The 15875-nt window shown below is 65.1% G+C and carries 21 protein-coding genes; 9 read left to right on the top strand and 12 right to left on the bottom strand.

Translation table 11 applies throughout. The features are described from left to right. The first annotated feature begins 309 nt into the window (after positions 1-309). Genes ABWP89_RS07010 through ABWP89_RS07020 form a run of 3 tightly spaced genes read left to right on the top strand, consistent with a single transcriptional unit; the run spans position 310 to position 2781 of the window. Positions 310-987: a Tim44/TimA family putative adaptor protein gene (locus tag ABWP89_RS07010; protein WP_353228191.1), complete on the top strand. Its 678-nt coding sequence runs from the start codon at positions 310-312 to the stop codon at positions 985-987. A 7-nt stretch (positions 988-994) separates the two neighbouring features. Beyond that, entirely contained in the window at positions 995-2200 is a 1206-nt protein-coding gene (mltA, locus tag ABWP89_RS07015) for a murein transglycosylase A (RefSeq protein ID WP_353228192.1), read from the top strand. Continuing rightward, positions 2197-2781: a Smr/MutS family protein gene (locus tag ABWP89_RS07020; RefSeq protein ID WP_353228193.1), complete on the top strand. Its 585-nt coding sequence runs from the start codon at positions 2197-2199 to the stop codon at positions 2779-2781. Before mltA ends, ABWP89_RS07020 begins: the two co-directional genes overlap by 4 nt. Before the next feature lie 166 nt (positions 2782-2947). On the opposite strand, the gene dapE is transcribed toward ABWP89_RS07020, so the two are convergent. The 9 genes from dapE to ABWP89_RS07065 all read right to left on the bottom strand — a co-directional run bounded on the left by dapE (position 2948) and on the right by ABWP89_RS07065 (position 10346). Next, positions 2948-4078, bottom strand: a complete 1131-nt coding sequence (gene dapE, locus ABWP89_RS07025; RefSeq protein WP_353228194.1) for a succinyl-diaminopimelate desuccinylase — start codon at positions 4076-4078, stop codon at positions 2948-2950. Continuing rightward, positions 4075-4746: a glutathione S-transferase family protein gene (locus tag ABWP89_RS07030; protein ID WP_353228195.1), complete on the bottom strand. Its 672-nt coding sequence runs from the start codon at positions 4744-4746 to the stop codon at positions 4075-4077. Before ABWP89_RS07030 ends, dapE begins: the two co-directional genes overlap by 4 nt. A 24-nt stretch (positions 4747-4770) precedes the next feature. Then, positions 4771-5397, bottom strand: a complete 627-nt coding sequence (gene yihA, locus ABWP89_RS07035; RefSeq protein ID WP_353228317.1) for a ribosome biogenesis GTP-binding protein YihA/YsxC — start codon at positions 5395-5397, stop codon at positions 4771-4773. Between the two features lie 35 nt (positions 5398-5432). Further along, positions 5433-7304 (bottom strand): membrane protein insertase YidC, encoded by a 1872-nt coding sequence (gene yidC, locus ABWP89_RS07040; protein WP_353228196.1) that lies wholly within the window; start codon positions 7302-7304, stop codon positions 5433-5435. 111 nt (positions 7305-7415) lie between these two features. Continuing rightward, complete coding sequence (gene yidD, locus ABWP89_RS07045) at positions 7416-7643, bottom strand: membrane protein insertion efficiency factor YidD (protein WP_353228197.1); 228 nt, start codon at positions 7641-7643, stop codon at positions 7416-7418. After that, positions 7640-8026 carry a ribonuclease P protein component gene (gene rnpA / locus ABWP89_RS07050; protein WP_353228319.1) on the bottom strand — a complete coding sequence of 129 codons (387 nt, stop codon included), beginning with the start codon at positions 8024-8026 and terminating at the stop codon, positions 7640-7642. Before rnpA ends, yidD begins: the two co-directional genes overlap by 4 nt. Positions 8027-8142: 116 nt before the next feature. Further along, positions 8143-8277: a 50S ribosomal protein L34 gene (gene rpmH / locus ABWP89_RS07055; protein WP_353228198.1), complete on the bottom strand. Its 135-nt coding sequence runs from the start codon at positions 8275-8277 to the stop codon at positions 8143-8145. Between the two features lie 374 nt (positions 8278-8651). Beyond that, positions 8652-9470 (bottom strand): class I SAM-dependent methyltransferase, encoded by an 819-nt coding sequence (locus tag ABWP89_RS07060; protein WP_353228200.1) that lies wholly within the window; start codon positions 9468-9470, stop codon positions 8652-8654. Between the two features lie 96 nt (positions 9471-9566). After that, positions 9567-10346 carry a universal stress protein gene (locus ABWP89_RS07065; RefSeq protein ID WP_353228201.1) on the bottom strand — a complete coding sequence of 260 codons (780 nt, stop codon included), beginning with the start codon at positions 10344-10346 and terminating at the stop codon, positions 9567-9569. Positions 10347-10493: 147 nt separating this feature from the next. On the opposite strand from ABWP89_RS07065, the gene ABWP89_RS07070 reads away from it, so the two are divergent. The 4 genes from ABWP89_RS07070 to ABWP89_RS07085 all read left to right on the top strand — a co-directional run bounded on the left by ABWP89_RS07070 (position 10494) and on the right by ABWP89_RS07085 (position 13364). Further along, positions 10494-11156 carry an HAD-IA family hydrolase gene (locus ABWP89_RS07070; RefSeq protein WP_353228202.1) on the top strand — a complete coding sequence of 221 codons (663 nt, stop codon included), beginning with the start codon at positions 10494-10496 and terminating at the stop codon, positions 11154-11156. 158 nt (positions 11157-11314) lie between these two features. Further along, positions 11315-12025 carry a CoA transferase subunit A gene (locus ABWP89_RS07075; RefSeq protein ID WP_353228204.1) on the top strand — a complete coding sequence of 237 codons (711 nt, stop codon included), beginning with the start codon at positions 11315-11317 and terminating at the stop codon, positions 12023-12025. Next, positions 12025-12675: a CoA transferase subunit B gene (locus ABWP89_RS07080; RefSeq protein WP_502915258.1), complete on the top strand. Its 651-nt coding sequence runs from the start codon at positions 12025-12027 to the stop codon at positions 12673-12675. The genes ABWP89_RS07075 and ABWP89_RS07080 overlap by 1 nt, the downstream gene beginning before the upstream one ends. 5 nt (positions 12676-12680) lie before the next feature. Next, positions 12681-13364: a glutathione S-transferase family protein gene (locus tag ABWP89_RS07085; RefSeq protein WP_353228320.1), complete on the top strand. Its 684-nt coding sequence runs from the start codon at positions 12681-12683 to the stop codon at positions 13362-13364. Between the two features lie 133 nt (positions 13365-13497). Here the strand turns inward: ABWP89_RS07085 and ABWP89_RS07090 are convergent, their stop codons facing one another. Continuing rightward, the gene (locus tag ABWP89_RS07090) at positions 13498-13857 is read right to left on the bottom strand and encodes a DUF983 domain-containing protein (protein WP_353228207.1); all 360 of its coding nucleotides are present in this window, start codon (positions 13855-13857) and stop codon (positions 13498-13500) included. A gap of 124 nt (positions 13858-13981) precedes the next feature. On the opposite strand from ABWP89_RS07090, the gene ABWP89_RS07095 reads away from it, so the two are divergent. Then, positions 13982-14590 carry a lysophospholipid acyltransferase family protein gene (locus tag ABWP89_RS07095; RefSeq protein ID WP_353228208.1) on the top strand — a complete coding sequence of 203 codons (609 nt, stop codon included), beginning with the start codon at positions 13982-13984 and terminating at the stop codon, positions 14588-14590. A gap of 31 nt (positions 14591-14621) precedes the next feature. Next, complete coding sequence (locus ABWP89_RS07100) at positions 14622-15059, top strand: DUF2306 domain-containing protein (RefSeq protein WP_353228210.1); 438 nt, start codon at positions 14622-14624, stop codon at positions 15057-15059. On the opposite strand, the gene ABWP89_RS07105 is transcribed toward ABWP89_RS07100, so the two are convergent. Next, positions 15013-15429 (bottom strand): (2Fe-2S) ferredoxin domain-containing protein, encoded by a 417-nt coding sequence (locus tag ABWP89_RS07105; protein ID WP_353228211.1) that lies wholly within the window; start codon positions 15427-15429, stop codon positions 15013-15015. The two genes, ABWP89_RS07100 and ABWP89_RS07105, sit on opposite strands and share 47 nt — an antisense overlap. Next, positions 15426-15860, bottom strand: a complete 435-nt coding sequence (locus ABWP89_RS07110; protein ID WP_353228212.1) for an acyl-CoA thioesterase — start codon at positions 15858-15860, stop codon at positions 15426-15428. The genes ABWP89_RS07105 and ABWP89_RS07110 overlap by 4 nt, the downstream gene beginning before the upstream one ends. Between the last annotated feature and the right edge of the window lie 15 nt (positions 15861-15875).

Here is a 15875-nt window from a genome sequence, read left to right on the forward strand (position 1 = left end):
AAACCCGTCCACCATGTCCCCGTACATGTGTTCGCCTTGACTCCGGTCTGTACAGTTAAGCCCGGGGCGACGCTTGGGGGCTAAGTTAGTGCGTATGGCACCGTGTCCCTTGGTGCGATGCACCCAAGGAACCTTCTTTTTTGCCACGGATATGCAACAATCTGTCGTCCATCGGTTGTTCATTTGTAAAAGGTATCTATCTTTGGCACACTATGGTTTGATCGAAGCAGCATGCCACGCGAATCCATTGCGTGAACCTGTTGTCAGTCAGACGCCGATGCAGGAATTTGGCATGCGGGAATTGGGCGAGTGATTGTAGAAATTATCATCCTGGCGATGATCGCCGTGTTCCTTGGCCTGCGGCTTTATGCCGTGCTGGGGCGCCGTCCTGAAGACAGCGACGAGCCGTTGCGTCGCCGGATCGAACAACCCGATCCACAGGCCAGCCCGCGCGGGCTGCCGGCAAAGCTGACCGAAAAGGCACCGATGCCGTCGCGCACCGCAGGCGCACCGGTCGAACCGGCCGGGTTCGATGCTGGGGCAGAGGCTGGAATCCGCGCGATCATTGCCGCCGATCGCCGGTTTGATGTCAGCCTGTTTCTGACCGGAGCCAAATCGGCCTATGGCATGGTGCTGGAAACGTTCTGGCGCGGGGACAAGGATGCGCTGGCGCAACTTTGCGAGCGCGCGGTCTATGAAAGTTTTGCGGCCGCGATCGATGAACGCAATGTGGCGGCGGAAACCATCGATGCCCGGCTGATCCGCATCAACGATGCCCGCATCGTTACCGCCAGCTATGCCGCGCCGGTGGCCACCATCGCGGTGCGGTTTGTCGCCGATATTGCCTCGGTCACGCGCAATGGTGAAGGCACGCTGGTCGCCGGATCGCTGAACGATGCGATCGAAAGCCACGATTTGTGGACCTTTACCCGCGATCTGACCTCACGCGACCCCGATTGGCAGCTCGACGAAACCGACCAGGGCTGAGGTCACGATGATCAGGCGTGCGGGCGCATGGCTGGCAGCGCTGGCGCTGCTGTCCGCCTGCGGACGAATCATTCCGCCGCCCGACCATGGCGCGCCGGTTCACACCCGCCCGCCGGTTACCGCCAATGCGCTTCAGGCCGGGGTGCGGCGTGGTCCACCCGTCTCATCGCTCGTGGCATCGGCGCCAGGCAGCCGGGCCGCATTAAGGGCCTTTGCCGCCAGTTGTGCACGGATGGCGCTGCGCGGCGATGCCAGCGGGTTGACCCTGCCGCAGGATTGGGCCGCACCGTGCCAGGCCGCCGCAGCCTGGCCACAGGACGATGCCGCGCGCTTTTTCGCAACTTGGTTCGAAACCGTCATGGTTGGCGCCGGCACGACCTATGTCACCGGCTATTACGAGCCCGAAATCGCCGGCGCGCGCAGCCACCTGCCAGGGTTTGACATCCCGGTCTATCGCCTGCCGCCCGATCTGGTGCGCGCCCGCCCGGGCGACGCAGTGCCCAACGCGGATGGCCGCGAACCGCTGGGCCGTTATGATGCCAACGGTATCTTCGTGCCGTATTGGGATCGCGCGCAGATCGAGGATGGTGCGCTGGCCGGCCAGGGCCTGGAAATCGCATGGGCGGCAGACCCGGCCGAGCTGTTCTTTTTGCAGGTGCAGGGTTCGGGCCGGTTGCGCGCGCCCGATGGCACGATCATGCGCATCGGCTATGCCGGCGAAAATGGCTGGGCCTATACCGGCATCGGCAGCCTGATGAGCGCATCGGCGCTGATCGGCACGGGGCCCGGGCAATATGCCGGATCGATGCAGGGCATCCTGCGCTATATCCGCGAAAACCCGGCGCAAGGCCGTGCGCTGATGCGCCAGAACCGCAGCTTCATCTTTTTCCGCGACACCACCGCGATTGCCGGCGATCCCAATACCGGCCCGGTCGGCGCGCTGTCGGTGCCGGTCACCCCGCGCGTGACGCTGGCGGCAGACCCGGCGTTTGTGCCGTTGGGCGCACCGGTGTTGCTGACCACCGACCGGGCCGAGGTCGCGGGGCTGTGGGTGACGCAGGATACCGGCGGCGCGATCAAAGGCGCCAACCGGTTCGACAGTTTCTGGGGCGCCGGGGCCGACGCGCGGCGGATTGCCGGCGGGATGAGCGCGCGCGGCACCGCGCTGGTGCTGGTGCCAAAGGGTACATTCGCCCGCCTGCCACACCGATGAGGCCGGCCCCGCGCGGATTGAGCGCCGATGAAACGGCGCTGTGGCGACGGGTCGCCGCGACAGTCACCCCGCTGCATCCGGTTGCAGCGCCGCCGCCATCAGTCGCGGCGCCACCCGCTGCCGCAGTGCCCGACCCATCCCCCGCACCCCCGGCCAAACGCGCGCGCGGGCGCGTGCCCCCGGCACCGGTACCGCCCGCCGCACCCCTACCTGCCAAGCGGGCGCTGACCAGCGACGGGCTGGATGGCAGTTGGGATCGCAAGCTGGCGCGCGGGGCGATCGTGCCCGATGTGACGATCGACCTGCACGGCATGAACCTGGACACCGCGCACGCCCGGCTGATCGGCGGCATCGCGCAGGCGCAGGCCATGGGCGCACGGGTAATCCTGCTGATCGCCGGCAAATCGCGCCCGCATGGCGATCATGACGCGCGCGGCGAACGACGCGGCGCGATCCGCGCAAAGCTGCTCGACTGGCTGGCGCACAGCGCGCACGCCGGGTCGATCGCGGCAGTACGCGGCGCCAGCCCGCGCCACGGCGGTGAAGGCGCGGTCTATATCGTGTTGCGAAAGGCGCGCTGATGCGGTCTGGCAATCACGAACAGCAGCGCAAGACACTGAAGAGAAGGCCCTCCCCCTCAGGGGGAGGGTTGGGTGGGGGTGTCCGAGGCCGCGATGGCGTGCGACATTTCGGGCGTCGCACACCCCTCCCCAACCCCTCCCCTGAGGGGAGGGGCTTTCAGGCGCGTCAAGCCAGCGCGGCCAGCGCGATGCGCCGGTAGATGCGGGTCAACACCGCCAGGTCGGCCAGGGCCACAGCCTCATCGGTCTTGTGCATCGTCGCGTTGGTCAGGCCGAATTCGATCACCGGGCAGACCGCGCGCAAAAAACGGGCGTCGGATGTGCCCCCGGTCGTGGACAGTTCGGGGGTCAGCCCGGTTTCGGCCGTGACCGCGTCAGCGACCAATGTCGAAAAGGCGCCGGGCAGCGTGATGAACGCCTCCCCCGAAATCACCGCGCGCACCGCCACCCGGTGGGCCGCCGCCAGCGCGGTGACGCGCGCAACCAGATCATCACCGCGCTGCAGATCGTTAAAGCGGATCGACAGCCGCGCTGTGGCTTGCGCCGGAATCAGGTTGGTGGCCGGGTTGCCGACGGTAATGTCGGTCACTTCCAGGTTGGACGGCTGAAACCACGCGCTGCCCTCATCCAGCGGCATGGCATCAAGCGCCCCCAGCAGCGCCACCAGCCGCGGGATGGGGTTGTCGGCCAGGTGCGGATAGGCGACATGCCCCTGCGCGCCATCGGCGGTCAGCCACATGTTGACCGAACCGCGCCGGCCGATCTTGACCATGTCGCCCAGCCGGTGGACCGATGTCGGTTCGCCCACCAGGCACAGATCGGGCACCAGCCCGGCATCGCGCAGGCGGGCGATAATTTCCACCGTGCCGAACCGCGCCGGACCTTCTTCATCACCGGTGATCAGGAAACTGATCGTGCCGGCATTGGCCGGGATCTGCGCCACGGCGGCCACCATCGCGGCGATCGCGCCCTTCATGTCCACCGCGCCGCGGCCATACAGCAGATCACCCCGCCGCGCCGCCACGAACGGCGCACTGGCCCAGCCGGCGCCCGGCGGCACGACATCGAGATGACCGGCAAAGGCAAAGTGCCGCGTGGCGGGCGGGCCCTGGCGCACCGCGATCAGGTTTTCCACCGGGCCATCGGGCGCTTCACCCGCAACAAAGCGCTGCACCGCAAACCCCAGCGGGGCGAGCATCGCCGCGAGTTCCGCAAACACCGCCCCGGTGGCGGGCGTCACGCTGTCACAACCGATCAACCGTTCGGTCAGCACCACCGGATCACAATCGACCGTCATGCCGCGCCCCCCGCACGTTCAAAGGCGGTGATACGCCAGGGTTCGGCCTGTGCCGCATTGTGCCATTCGCCGATCCACGCGTGTTCAGACAACGCCGCCACATAGCTTTGCGCAAAGCCGGGCAAGGCCACGGCATAAATGATCAGCCGCAATGCCACCGGGGCAAAGGCAATGTCAGCGGCACCGAACGCGCCAAACAGGAACGGACCACCCTGGCCATGGCGCGCGCGCGCCTCTGCCCACAGCGTCAGCACACGGTTGATATCGGCGGTGACCGCATCGTTCAGCGCAATCGGCGCCGGATCACGCCCCAGGTTCATCGGCAGTGCGCTGCGCAAAGCCGCAAAGCCGGCGTGCATTTCCGCCACCATCGCCCGCGCCAGCCCGGCGGCAGCAGGATCGCGCGGCCAGAACCGGTCACGCCCGACGCGGTCGGCCAGATAGTCCATGATCGCCAGGCTGTCCCACACCACGGCGTCATCATGCCACAGGATCGGGACTTTGCCCGCCGATGGCGCGATTTCGGGCATGGCCCGCCGCACGTCGGGCCAATCCGGCCCGTACAACGGCACGACCTCGGTGGTGAACGGCAGCCCCGACTGGCGACAGGCGAGCCAGCCGCGCAACGACCAGCTGGAATACCTGCGGTTGCCGATCACCAGTTTCATCACGCGGAAAATGCTCCTGCCGGTTCAGATCGCCGCGTCGTCCAGAATTGCGGCGCGCAGCGCGGCAATGCCGGTGTGCTTTTCGGCCGAAGTCACCAGCACGCCGGGATAGGCCGCGATGTGCTTGCGCGCCTCCACCTCGGTCGCGGCATGCACCGCAGCCAGTTCGTCGCTCCGCACTTTGTCGGATTTGGTCAGCACCAGGCGATAGCCGACGGCGGCCTCATCCAGCATCGCCATCATTTCCACATCGACGGGTTTGACCCCGTGACGCGAATCGATCAGCACCAGCGTGCGTTTCAGCACCACCCGCCCGCGCAGGAAATCGCGCACCAGCTTGCGCCAGGCCTCGGTCACTTTGGGTGGCGCCTTGGCAAAGCCATAGCCGGGCATGTCGACCAGCCGCAGCAGCGTCGGATCACCCACTTCAAACCAGTTCAATTCCTGCGTGCGGCCCGGCGTGACCGAGGCACGGGCGATCGATTTGCGCCCGGTCACCGCGTTCAGCAGCGACGATTTGCCGACGTTCGACCGGCCGGAAAAGGCGATTTCCGGCTGTTCCGGATCGGGCAGGAATTTGAGCGAAGGCGCCGATTTCAGAAATTCGACACGGCCGGAAAACAGCGCGCGCGCGCGTTCCTCCAGCGCCATCAGCCGCAGGCCTTCGGCGTCGGGGCCGGTGGCGCTCAAGTCAGGTCTTCCGTCTTGGAGATCCCGGTGGTGGACGACTTGCGTTCCCGCTTCACCTGCCGGTCGATGTCGGTCTGGTCCTTGGTCGCCTGTGCCTTCAGCGTGGGGTGGCGGCTGTACAAAAACCGCTGCTGCGCGATCGTCAGCAGGTTTGACGTGGTCCAGTACAGCAACAGCCCCGATGCAAACGTCGACATCACGAACATCATCATCCACGGCATGATCGCCATGATCTGCTGTTGCGACGGGTCCATCGCGGCGGGCTGCAGTTTGAACTGCAACCACATCGTCGTGCCCAGCAGGATCGCCAGCACGCCGATCGCCAGGAACCCGGGCGGGGTGAACGGCAGCAGCCCGAACAGGTTGAGCACATGGCTGGGATCGGGTGCAGACAGATCGCGAATCCACCACACAAATGGCTGGTGACGCATTTCGATGGTCAGCACCAGCACCTTGTACAGCGCGAAAAACACCGGAATCTGCAGGAACATCGGCAGGCAGCCGGCCAGCGGGTTGACCCCTTCGGCCTTGTACAGCGCCATCACTTCCTGTTGGGCGCGCGGCTTGTCATCCTTGTAGCGTTCCTGGATCGCCTTCATCTTCGGCTGGATCGCGCGCATGGCGGCCATCGACGCGAACTGCCGCTGTGCCACCGGGAACATCATCCCGCGCACGATCAGCGTCAGCAGGATGATCGCCACGCCAAAATTCTTCACGGTGTGGAACAGCGTGTCGAGCAGCCAGAAAATCGGCTTTTCAAACCAGCGGAACCAGCCCCAGTCGATCGCCAGCGAAAAATTGGGGATGCCTTGCGCTTCATAGGCTTCGAGCAGGCTGTTTTCCTTCGCTCCGGCAAACAGTCGCAGCGATTGCGTGGCGGTCGCGCCGCCGGCGACCGTGACCGGATCATAAACCAGATCGGCGCGGTACAGGCCATTGCCCAGTGCGCGATAGCTGCCGGTGGGATGCGTGCCCGCATCGGGCACCATAGCCGACAGCCAATAGATGTCGGTAAACCCGATCCAGTTGGCGCGGCCGGCCGGGACGATCTGGCCTGCGGTGGTCACGTCCTTATAATGGCTGGCGAAATTGACGGTGCCGTCAAACGCACCGATCGGGCCCGAATGGATCTGCCAGGTATCGAGGCTGGCGGTGCGTTCGGTGCGGTTGATCAGCGCGAACGGCCGCACCACGACCGCGCCGGTCCCGGCGTTGGTCACGCTTTGGGTTGCGGTCAGCATATAATCGGCATCGACGGCATAACGGATGGCAAAAGTCTGCCCGGTGGGGTTGGTCCAGCGCAAGGTGACCGGTGTGGCCGGGGTCAGCCGACGCCCGTCCGCCTGCCACAGCGTATTGCCGCCGGGCGTCTGCACGCCATTTTCGCCCACCCAGCCCGCTTGCGCAAAATACTGCGCAGGCGTGCCGGCGGGGGAAAACATCCGCACCGGCGCGCTGTTGGCATCGGCGGTTTCGCGATGGCGGTTGAGCGTGACATCATCGATCAGCGCGCCGACAAGGTTGATCGAGCCCTTGATGCCCGGCGCGTCGATCGCCACGCGTGTGGGTGCGGCCAGCGCGGCTTTCAGATCCTGCGCTTCGACTTTCTGGTCGGCGTCGGATTGCAGACCGCCTTCGCGGGTCGGCTTGGCAGGGGTGGCGTCGGTACCGGCAGGCGCGGGCGTTCCGGCCGTTGTGCCACCGGGAACCGCCGGTGTCGCCAAGGGACGGGCACCACCGCCGGCAGCAGCGGCCACCGCCGGTTTTTGCCCCATATGCGGATAGACGTAACGCAGGCCCGTGTCCCAGCCGATCAGGATGATCCCCATCAGGACCACCGCCAGGATCATGTTGCGCTGATTTTCCACTCTGCCTCGCGTCAATTGGTGTCAGGGGCCGGCTCCGTCGCACCGATCAGGGGTGAACCTGGCGCGGGCGCATGGGGCCGGTACAAAAAAGTGTCATTCCAAACAGGGGCATCACGGCACCGGATCGTAGCCGCTGCCCCCCCATGGATGGCAGCGCAATAGCCGCTTCATCGTCAGCCAACCACCCCTTATCGCACCGTGGCGTTCAAGCGCCTCGATCGCATAGGCCGAGCATGTCGGCAGGTAGCGACAGGTGGGCGGGGTCACCGCCGATGGGCCGATCTGCCAGGCCCGGACCAGCAGGACCAAGCCCCGTTGCAGGAGTTTGGGCCGGGTCATCGCCGTTTGCCCGCACCAGGCGGACGCGGGCGGCGCGGCGGATCGCCCTTGCCCGCGGCAACCCGCGCCAGCGCCGCTTCGAGTTCGCCACGCAGCGCGGCAAAATCGCGTTCGATCCCGCCTTCGCGCCCGATCAGCACGTGGTCCGCGCCCGGCATGCCGCGGGTGGGCAGAATATCGCGCAGCAGCGCGCGAAACCGCCGCTTCATGCGGTTGCGGCACACCGCATTGCCGATCTTGCGCGTAACCGTAACGCCAAACCGCACGCGATCGACGCCCTGCACATCGGGCCGCACCAACAGCACAAATCCGGGCCTGGCGACCCGGATTCCGTGGTTTGCAGCAACAAAATCGGATCGGTTGCGGATGATGGCCACACGCATGGTTATCGGCGCAGGCGCAATCGCTGGCGGATCAACCTGTGATCCAGGCACCGGGCCCGATTCGGCCGGTTCAGCCCCGGCCGACATCAGCGTGCCCGCGTTGCCGGGTACGGCGTTCAGGCCGACAGTTTCTTGCGGCCGCGTGCACGGCGTGCGCGCAGGATGTTTCGACCACCGACAGTCGCCATGCGGGCGCGAAAGCCGTGACGGCGGGCGCGGACAAGGTTGCTGGGCTGAAAGGTGCGCTTCATGTCAAAATGCTCTTATTGTTCGAATGGGCCGGGACACGATAGGAACAGGCGCGACAGAGAATCTGTCTGGCCAGCACGCACACGCTCGGGAATCAGGCCGTGGCCGATACGCAAACCGGGCGGTTGCGTCAAGGTCGCAGAGTCAGGGGCATAAACCCTGCGATTGCGGCCACCCCCCGAAACCAACCCAAAAAAAGCCCGGCCGTTGCCGGCCGGGCGGAAAGTTTTGGGAGAGGATGCCTGAAAGGCAGGATCGGTATGCGCCGCACACCAAAATTGTGCAAATGCGAAATCGGCCATTCCGATTGCGTTTTTTGCATCCATACCGATCCCTGACACCGATGTCGGCACACGTTTGCAAAGCAGCTTATCCGTCATTTTCCCGGTTTGATGAAACGCATCGCAAACCGGTCGGTATGGCCGCGTATGGCGGGGTCAAACACCTCTGCCGTGTGGGGGTCGTCTTCGCGGTGCAGCACGCTGCTTTCTTCGTCCAGCACGAAACCTGCGCGGGCAAAATCGCTGCGCACCCGGGCCGGATCGATGCGGTGAAATTTGTCAGCGGTTTCGCGTGGATCACCGGGATTGGCGGCATGGTCGATCACGATCACCCGCCCGCCCGGGCGCAGCGCGGCAAACCAGTTGCGCAGGACGGCATCCACATCGCGCACCGGATAATGGTATTTGTCCGACGACCAATAGAGATCGTGATAATCCAGGTGGGTGAAAATTTCATCGAGGCAGGCCGGAGCCAGCGCCTCTGCCCCACCGCTTACGAAAAACGGGCGCACGTTCTGGTGGCGCTTCAGCAGCGGTTGCCATTTGGCTGTCTCGTAATTGGCGGCGATGCCCACAGCATAGACCACCCCATGCGGGCCGACGGCATCGGCCAGCAATTCGCTGTAATACCCGGCGCCCGCGCCCCAATCGGCCACGGCATCACCGCGCCGCAAATGGCTGAAGGCCAGCATCGCATCGGGCTTGCGCCCGGCATCAAGCGCGCGATTGTCGGCGCTGCGCCCCGCATCCGCAATCGCGCCGGCGATCTGCGCGGCCGAGACCGGGGCGTGATCGTCATGCGCCGCAGAGCCATGATGGCCATGCGCAACAGCTGTAACCGGGGCAAGCGCGATCAGCGCGGCGAGGGCGATGGATGACGCCGCAAAAAGCGCAACACGATGTCTGGATGGCATGGCATGTTCCCGATGACTGGCGCGACCCGTTCGCGCGACATGCCAACATCGCCGCGCCACGCGACCGGCGTCAACCGCGAATCGCCAGCCCCCGCATCAATGCATCAGAAACAGTGGCACTTCCGACCGGTCGAGCAGCGCGCGCGACACCCCGCCCAGCAGCAATTCGCGCAAGCGGCTTTTGCCGAACAGCCCCATCACGATCAGCCCGGCGCCGTGGTCGCGCGCAAAATCGGCGATCGTCGCGGCAATCGTGCCATGGCGTTCGGCCTCGTGACATTCGGCGTGGATGTCGTGGCGCGACAGATAGCTGGCGGCGGCAGCGGCGGGGTAATCGTCGCCCTTTTCGCGCACCGTCAACAGATGCACCGAACTGGCCATCCGCAACAGCGGCAGCGCGGCGCGCAGGGCGGTCGCACCTTCGTGTCCGCCATCCCACGCCACCACCACCGGGCGGTCAAACGCCAGCAACGGCGCACCCATTGGCACCGCCAGCACCGGCACCCGCACACCCAGGCCGATTTCCTCCAGCGCGGGATCATCCAGGCTGGTGACGATCAGATCGGTATAGCGCGATGCGCTGGCGACGCCTTCGATGCGGCCTTCGTCCACCACCACGACATCGAACGCGACATCCTGCGGGGCCAGCCGGGCATCCAGGTCGCTGGCCAGCTTTTCATCGGCAACGCGCACCTGGTTCATCACTTCGGCAGACAGCGCGGCACCGCCAAACGGTTCCCACAACGCCATTTCGGCAAACGGCGTCGCGATCTGAAAGGTCACATGGCCTTCCACCACGCGGGCCAGCGCCAGCGCGGTTTCAACGCGGTCATCAAGTGATCCGGAATTGTCGACAGGGCATAGAATGGAGCGCATGGGGATCGTCCTTGTTCAAGTGTGCATCGGTGTGCCCCCCGAGCCTTGAATCAACCATGATCCAGATCAATTTCGCAACCATTCACCACTTGCCCCGATTAAGCGAGCGTTTAAGGGCTGGGGCGCGAAATAGACAGGGGTGCACTGATGACTGCGCAACGCCGGTTCGAAGCGGTGATTTTCGATTTTGGCGGAGTGATCACCTCGTCGCCGTTCGAAGCGTTCAACCGGCTGGAGTCCGACCGTGGCCTGCCGCGCGACTTTGTGCGGCGGGTCAACACGATCAACCCTGACAGCAATGCCTGGGCGCGGTTTGAACGCGCCGAGATCGATGCTGCGCAGTTTGACCGCCTGTTCGCGGCCGAGGCACAGGCGCTGGGCCATGCGCTGGATGGCGCGGCGGTGCTGGCCGTGCTGGCGGGCGCAGTGCGGCCGGCGATGGTCGCCGCGCTCGATGCCTTGCACACCGCCGGCTATCGGCTGGGCTGCATCACCAACAACGTGCCCACCGGCCATGGCGCGGGGATGGCCCGCAGCAGCGACCATGCCGACGCAATCGAAGCGATCTTTGCGCGATTCGAACACGTGATCGAAAGTTCGAAAGTCGCGCTGCGCAAGCCCGATCCGCGCATCTACACCATGATGTGTGACCGGCTGGGGGTCGCACCCGCGGCCTGTATCTATCTGGATGACCTGGGCATCAATTGCAAACCGGCGGCGGCGCTGGGCATGCACGCGATCAAGGTCACCAGCGGCGCACAGGCGTTGGCCGATCTGTCGGCGGCGCTGGGCCTGGCCCTGCCCGCCTGATTGGGGGCACGTGATTCGCGGCCGGCCATGCCGGGTGAATGATCAATCGCACGCCATCACCACACAGCCTTGCGTTTTGGGGATTGATCAATCGGCACAAGCTTGCAATCGGGTTGCTGCGACGCCTGGCACCGGCCCGCCGCACAACGGAGTGAACGATGGCCAACAAGCTTTATCCCGACGCCGCGGCCGCGCTTGACGGATTGCTGCGTGACGGGCTGCTGATTGCCTGCGGCGGGTTCGGCCTGTGCGGTGTGCCCGAACGCCTGCTGGATGCCGTGTGCGAATCCGGGGTGAAGGACCTGACCTTTGCATCCAACAACGCCGGGATCGACAACGAAGGTATCGGCAAGCTGTTGCGCACGCATCAGGTCAAAAAAATGATGGCGTCCTATGTCGGCGGGAACAAGGAATTCGAACGGCAGTATCTGTCGGGTGAGCTGGAACTGGAATTCTGCCCGCAGGGCACCCTGGCCGAACGGATGCGCGCTGGCGGCGCTGGCATTCCGGGGTTTTACACCAAGACGGGCGTCGGCACGCTGGTGGCCGAGGGCAAGGAAGTGAAAACCTTCGACGGGCAGGAATACATCCTCGAACGCGGCATCTTTGCCGATCTGGCGCTGGTCAAGGCGTGGAAAGCCGACGCGAGTGGCAATGTGGTGTTCCGCAAGACTGCGCGCAATTTCAACGTGCCGGCGGCGCAATGCGGCAAGGTCTGCGTGGTCGAGGTTGAAGAGATCGTGCCCACCGGCAGCCTTGATCCCGATGCCATCCACCTGCCCGGCGTCTATGTGCAGCGCCTGATCGTGGGCGCGCCCTATGACAAGCAGATCGAATTTCGCACGACGCGCAGCCGGGAGATTGCATGATGGGCCAGGAAACCAAAGGCTGGACCCGCGACGAAATGGCCGCACGCGCGGCGCGCGAATTGCAGGATGGGTTCTATGTCAATCTGGGCATCGGCATCCCGACGCTGGTGGCCAATCATATCCCCGCCGGGATCGAGGTAACGCTGCAATCGGAAAACGGCATGCTGGGGATCGGGCCGTTCCCTTATGATGACGAGGTTGATGCCGATCTGATCAATGCCGGCAAACAGACCATCAGCGAACTGCCGCAATCGTCCTATTTCGACAGCGCCGCCAGCTTTGCCATGATCCGCGGCGGGCACATCGACCTGACCGTGCTGGGCGCGATGGAAGTGGCCGAAAACGGCGACATCGCCAACTGGATGGTGCCCGGCAAGATGATCAAGGGCATGGGCGGGGCGATGGACCTGGTCGCCGGGGTCAAAAAGATCATCGTGGTGATGGAACATTGCGCCAAGGATGGCAGCGCCAAGTTCATCCCCGCCTGCACTTTGCCGCTGACCGGCCGCAATGTGGTGGACATGATCGTGACCGACCTGGCGGTGTTCAGCCGGCCTGACCATGCCAGCCCGTTCCGCCTGGTCGAATGCGCGCCCGGGGTCAGTGCCGACGAAGTGGCGGCAAAGACCACGGCGCATTACGTGGTGTGACCCAGGTGATCACGCTGATCACCGCCAACCGCAACTATTCCAGCTGGTCACTGCGCCCGTGGGTGCTGCTGCGCGGGCTGGGCATCGCGTTTGAAGACCGCATCGAACCGTTTACAAAGCCGTCCAACTGGCAGGAATTCCGCGCCTTTTCGCCAACCGGCCAGGTGCCTGCGCTGATCGATGGCGATGTGCAACTGTGGGATTCGCTCGGCATCACGATGTATCTGGCCGACCGTCACCCCGGGGTATGGCCGCAGGACCCGGCCGCCCGCGCCTATGCACAATGCGTGGTGGCGGAAATGCATGGCGGGTTTTCGGCCCTGCGCAACCAATGCACGATGAATGTCGGCGTGCGCGCACGGCTGCCAGACATCGGTGCCGATCTGGCGCGCGACATTGCCCGGATCGGGGAAATTTTCGAACAGGGCCTTGGCCGGTTTGGTGGACCCTGGCTGGCGGGGCCGGACTTTACCGCGGCAGACGCGTTCTATGCGCCGGTGGCGTTCCGCATCCGCACGTATGGTCTCGATGTGGGCCCGCGCGGGCAGCAATGGGTGGAAACGATGCTGGCGCACCCGGCGATGCGCGAATGGGAAACCGCCGCGCTGGCCGAAACGTGGCGCGAAGCCGGGCATGAGGAAGATCTGGCGCGTTGCGGCGCGGTAATCGCCGATTATCGCAGTTTGTAATTGGTCGCGCTTTTGCGCAACCCAGACCGCCCGCCCCGCCGCCCCACCCGACCACCACAGCATGATGGTATCATTGGTGGTCGGGTGGGGCGGCGGGGCGGGCGGTCTGACTGCACGTCAGTGCAGCCAAGCATCACGCCGCGTTGTTCAGGTATTGTGATGCAACCAGCCAGCCTTTGAACGGGCGCAGCGATCCCAGGCAGCCCACCGCCAGGATCGGCGCCGATACCAGCGCGTGGACCCACCACGGCGGATCGAACGCGACCTGCACCCACACCACGACAAAGATCAGCGGAAATGCGGTCAGGCACAGCGCAAAGAACGCCGGGCCATCGTCGGCATGGGCAAATTTGTAATCCAGACCGCAGGCCGGGCAGCGCGCGACCAGTTTCAGCCAGCCGTTGAACATCGATGCCTTGCCGCATTCGGGGCACAGCCCGTGCCAGCCGGCGTGGACAATGCGCCGCAGCTTGGCATTATCGAACAAACCCATGACGCATCCATCCCGGTCAACCGCACCGCCCCGCTAAAGCACCGCTGCGCCTGCGCGGCAAGCCATCCGAACAGGCGTTCGACTTGGGCGGGTTTGCCGTGTAAACACTGGGCGGGGGAGCTTCATGACCGATACGACCATGCCCATCGGGCCCATATCGCGCTGGACGCGCGCCGCGCTGCTGGCATTTTACCGGCGCCAGGGCTGGCGGGCAGAGGGCACCGCGCCGCCCGATGGGCGCTATGTCATCATCGCCGCGCCGCACACGTCGAACTGGGATTTTGTCTATTTCCTGGGGCTGACGCAGGAATTGGGCATCGATGCGCATTTCATGGCCAAAGACAGCCTGTTTCGCTGGCCGATGGGCGGGTTCATGCGCGATATGGGCGGAATTTCGGTCAACCGGTCGGGCCGCCACGACATGGTGCGCGCGATGGTCGATGAATTTGCGCGCCGCGACCGGTTTGCACTGACCATCGCACCCGAAGGCACGCGCAGCCGGGTGCAATCCTGGCGCACCGGGTTTTACCACATCGCACTGGCGGCGCAGGTGCCGATGGTGGTGGGATTCATGGATTATGGCCGGCGTACCGGCGGGCTGGGCCCGGCAATCATGCCGACCGGCGATTACCGCGCCGATATGATGCAAGTGGCCGAACTGTACCGCCACGTCACCCCGCGCCACCCCGATCGCGGCATCCGCGATTTTGCCGCGATGATCGATGGGCAGTAACGCGCCTGATTGCTATGAACGCGCGCTGGGCTTGGCGGCCACCCTCCTGCTGGCGCTCGTCGCCGTCGCGGTGCTGCGCGGTCACGCACATTGGGCGCTGGTGCCTGTGGTGGTGTGGGTCCATCTGACCGCGATGATCGTGGTGCTGGCGCTAACCCCGGTGCTGTTGTGGCAACGGCGCGGCACGCGCAGGCATCGCGTGCTGGGTTGGATCTGGGCCATGGGCATGGTGACCAGCGCGGCCGACAGCCTGCTGGTGCGCACCTTGCGATCCGGACAGTTCAGCCCGATCCATCTGTTGTCGCTGCTGGTGCTGTTTGCGGTGCCGCTGGCGGTGTTCAATGCGCGACGGCATGCCGTGGCAAAACATCGCCGCACGATTCGGGCACTGGTGACCGGCGCGCTGCTGATCGCCGGATTTTTTACGTTTCCGTTCGGGCGGCTGTTGGGGCGCTGGTTGCTGGGGTAATGGCTGGCGGCATGATCCGATATTCTTCGACCGGGTGGCCATCGCGCAAGTGTTCGACCGCGATCCGTTCCAGCACCGCGGGGCTGCACGAATGGTACCACACGCCCTCGGGATAGACGACTGCGACCGGCCCCGCGACACACACGCGCAAACACCCCGCCTTGGTCCGCAGCACGCCTGCCGATCCGCCAAGCCCCAGTTCGCCCAGCCGCTTTTTGAGGAACGACCAGCTTTCCTGGCCCTGCTTGCGCGGGGCGCACTTGTCCTTGTCGGGATCGACGCACAGGAAAATGTGCCGACGCGGCGCGAATCCGCCCAGCTTTTCGACGACTTGCACCGCCTCTGCGATGTCTTTCGGGGTGTGGGTCATTGCAGCATCCAGGGCGCCAGCGCTGCCAGCATGTCGGCGCCCAGCGGCACCGGTTGATCATCGACGGTGACCACCATTACCGACCGGGCGGTGGCCACGGCGCGGTCGTTCTGCATCAACAATTGGTGCAGTGTCCAGCTGGTGCGGCCGGTGGCAACCGGCGCCGCCAGACAGACCAGCGGATCGGGAAAATGCGCCTGCGCCAGATAGTTGATTTCGATCGCAGCAACCACAAAGCGCCGCCCGCCAGGGCTGCGGTCGGGTTTCAGCCCGGCGCCCATGGCAAAGCGCACCCGCGCATCTTCGATCATCGCGGCCATCGCCACGTTGTTGATATGATCGTTGGGATCGAGATCGGCAAAGCGCGAGGTAATTTCGATCCGGTGGCGATAGCGCGCGGGATCGAGCAGTTCCGGTGTTGGTCGGGCCACGTTGCTAAGTGCCAA

The sequence above is a fragment of the Novosphingobium sp. genome, from assembly GCF_040398825.1.
In the GTDB taxonomy this organism is placed as follows: domain Bacteria; phylum Pseudomonadota; class Alphaproteobacteria; order Sphingomonadales; family Sphingomonadaceae; genus Novosphingobium.

Bases quoted from the DNA above. Each gene is read 5' to 3' on its own strand.
- ABWP89_RS07075 (WP_353228204.1), top strand. From the start codon at position 11,315: ATGGCCAACAAGCTTTATCCCGACGCCGCGGCCGCGCTTGACGGATTG.
- ABWP89_RS07105 (WP_353228211.1), bottom strand. From the start codon at position 15,429: ATGACCCACACCCCGAAAGACATCGCAGAGGCGGTGCAAGTCGTCGAA.
- ABWP89_RS07065 (WP_353228201.1), bottom strand. From the start codon at position 10,346: ATGCGCTCCATTCTATGCCCTGTCGACAATTCCGGATCACTTGATGAC.
- dapE (WP_353228194.1), bottom strand. From the start codon at position 4,078: ATGACGGTCGATTGTGATCCGGTGGTGCTGACCGAACGGTTGATCGGT.
- ABWP89_RS07095 (WP_353228208.1), top strand. From the start codon at position 13,982: ATGACCGATACGACCATGCCCATCGGGCCCATATCGCGCTGGACGCGC.
- ABWP89_RS07060 (WP_353228200.1), bottom strand. From the start codon at position 9,470: ATGCCATCCAGACATCGTGTTGCGCTTTTTGCGGCGTCATCCATCGCC.
- yidD (WP_353228197.1), bottom strand. From the start codon at position 7,643: ATGACCCGGCCCAAACTCCTGCAACGGGGCTTGGTCCTGCTGGTCCGG.
- ABWP89_RS07090 (WP_353228207.1), bottom strand. From the start codon at position 13,857: ATGGGTTTGTTCGATAATGCCAAGCTGCGGCGCATTGTCCACGCCGGC.
- yihA (WP_353228317.1), bottom strand. From the start codon at position 5,397: ATGGCGCTGGAGGAACGCGCGCGCGCGCTGTTTTCCGGCCGTGTCGAA.
- rpmH (WP_353228198.1), bottom strand. From the start codon at position 8,277: ATGAAGCGCACCTTTCAGCCCAGCAACCTTGTCCGCGCCCGCCGTCAC.
- ABWP89_RS07030 (WP_353228195.1), bottom strand. From the start codon at position 4,746: ATGAAACTGGTGATCGGCAACCGCAGGTATTCCAGCTGGTCGTTGCGC.
- mltA (WP_353228192.1), top strand. From the start codon at position 995: ATGATCAGGCGTGCGGGCGCATGGCTGGCAGCGCTGGCGCTGCTGTCC.
- ABWP89_RS07070 (WP_353228202.1), top strand. From the start codon at position 10,494: ATGACTGCGCAACGCCGGTTCGAAGCGGTGATTTTCGATTTTGGCGGA.
- ABWP89_RS07080 (WP_502915258.1), top strand. From the start codon at position 12,025: ATGGGCCAGGAAACCAAAGGCTGGACCCGCGACGAAATGGCCGCACGC.
- rnpA (WP_353228319.1), bottom strand. From the start codon at position 8,026: ATGCGTGTGGCCATCATCCGCAACCGATCCGATTTTGTTGCTGCAAAC.
- ABWP89_RS07020 (WP_353228193.1), top strand. From the start codon at position 2,197: ATGAGGCCGGCCCCGCGCGGATTGAGCGCCGATGAAACGGCGCTGTGG.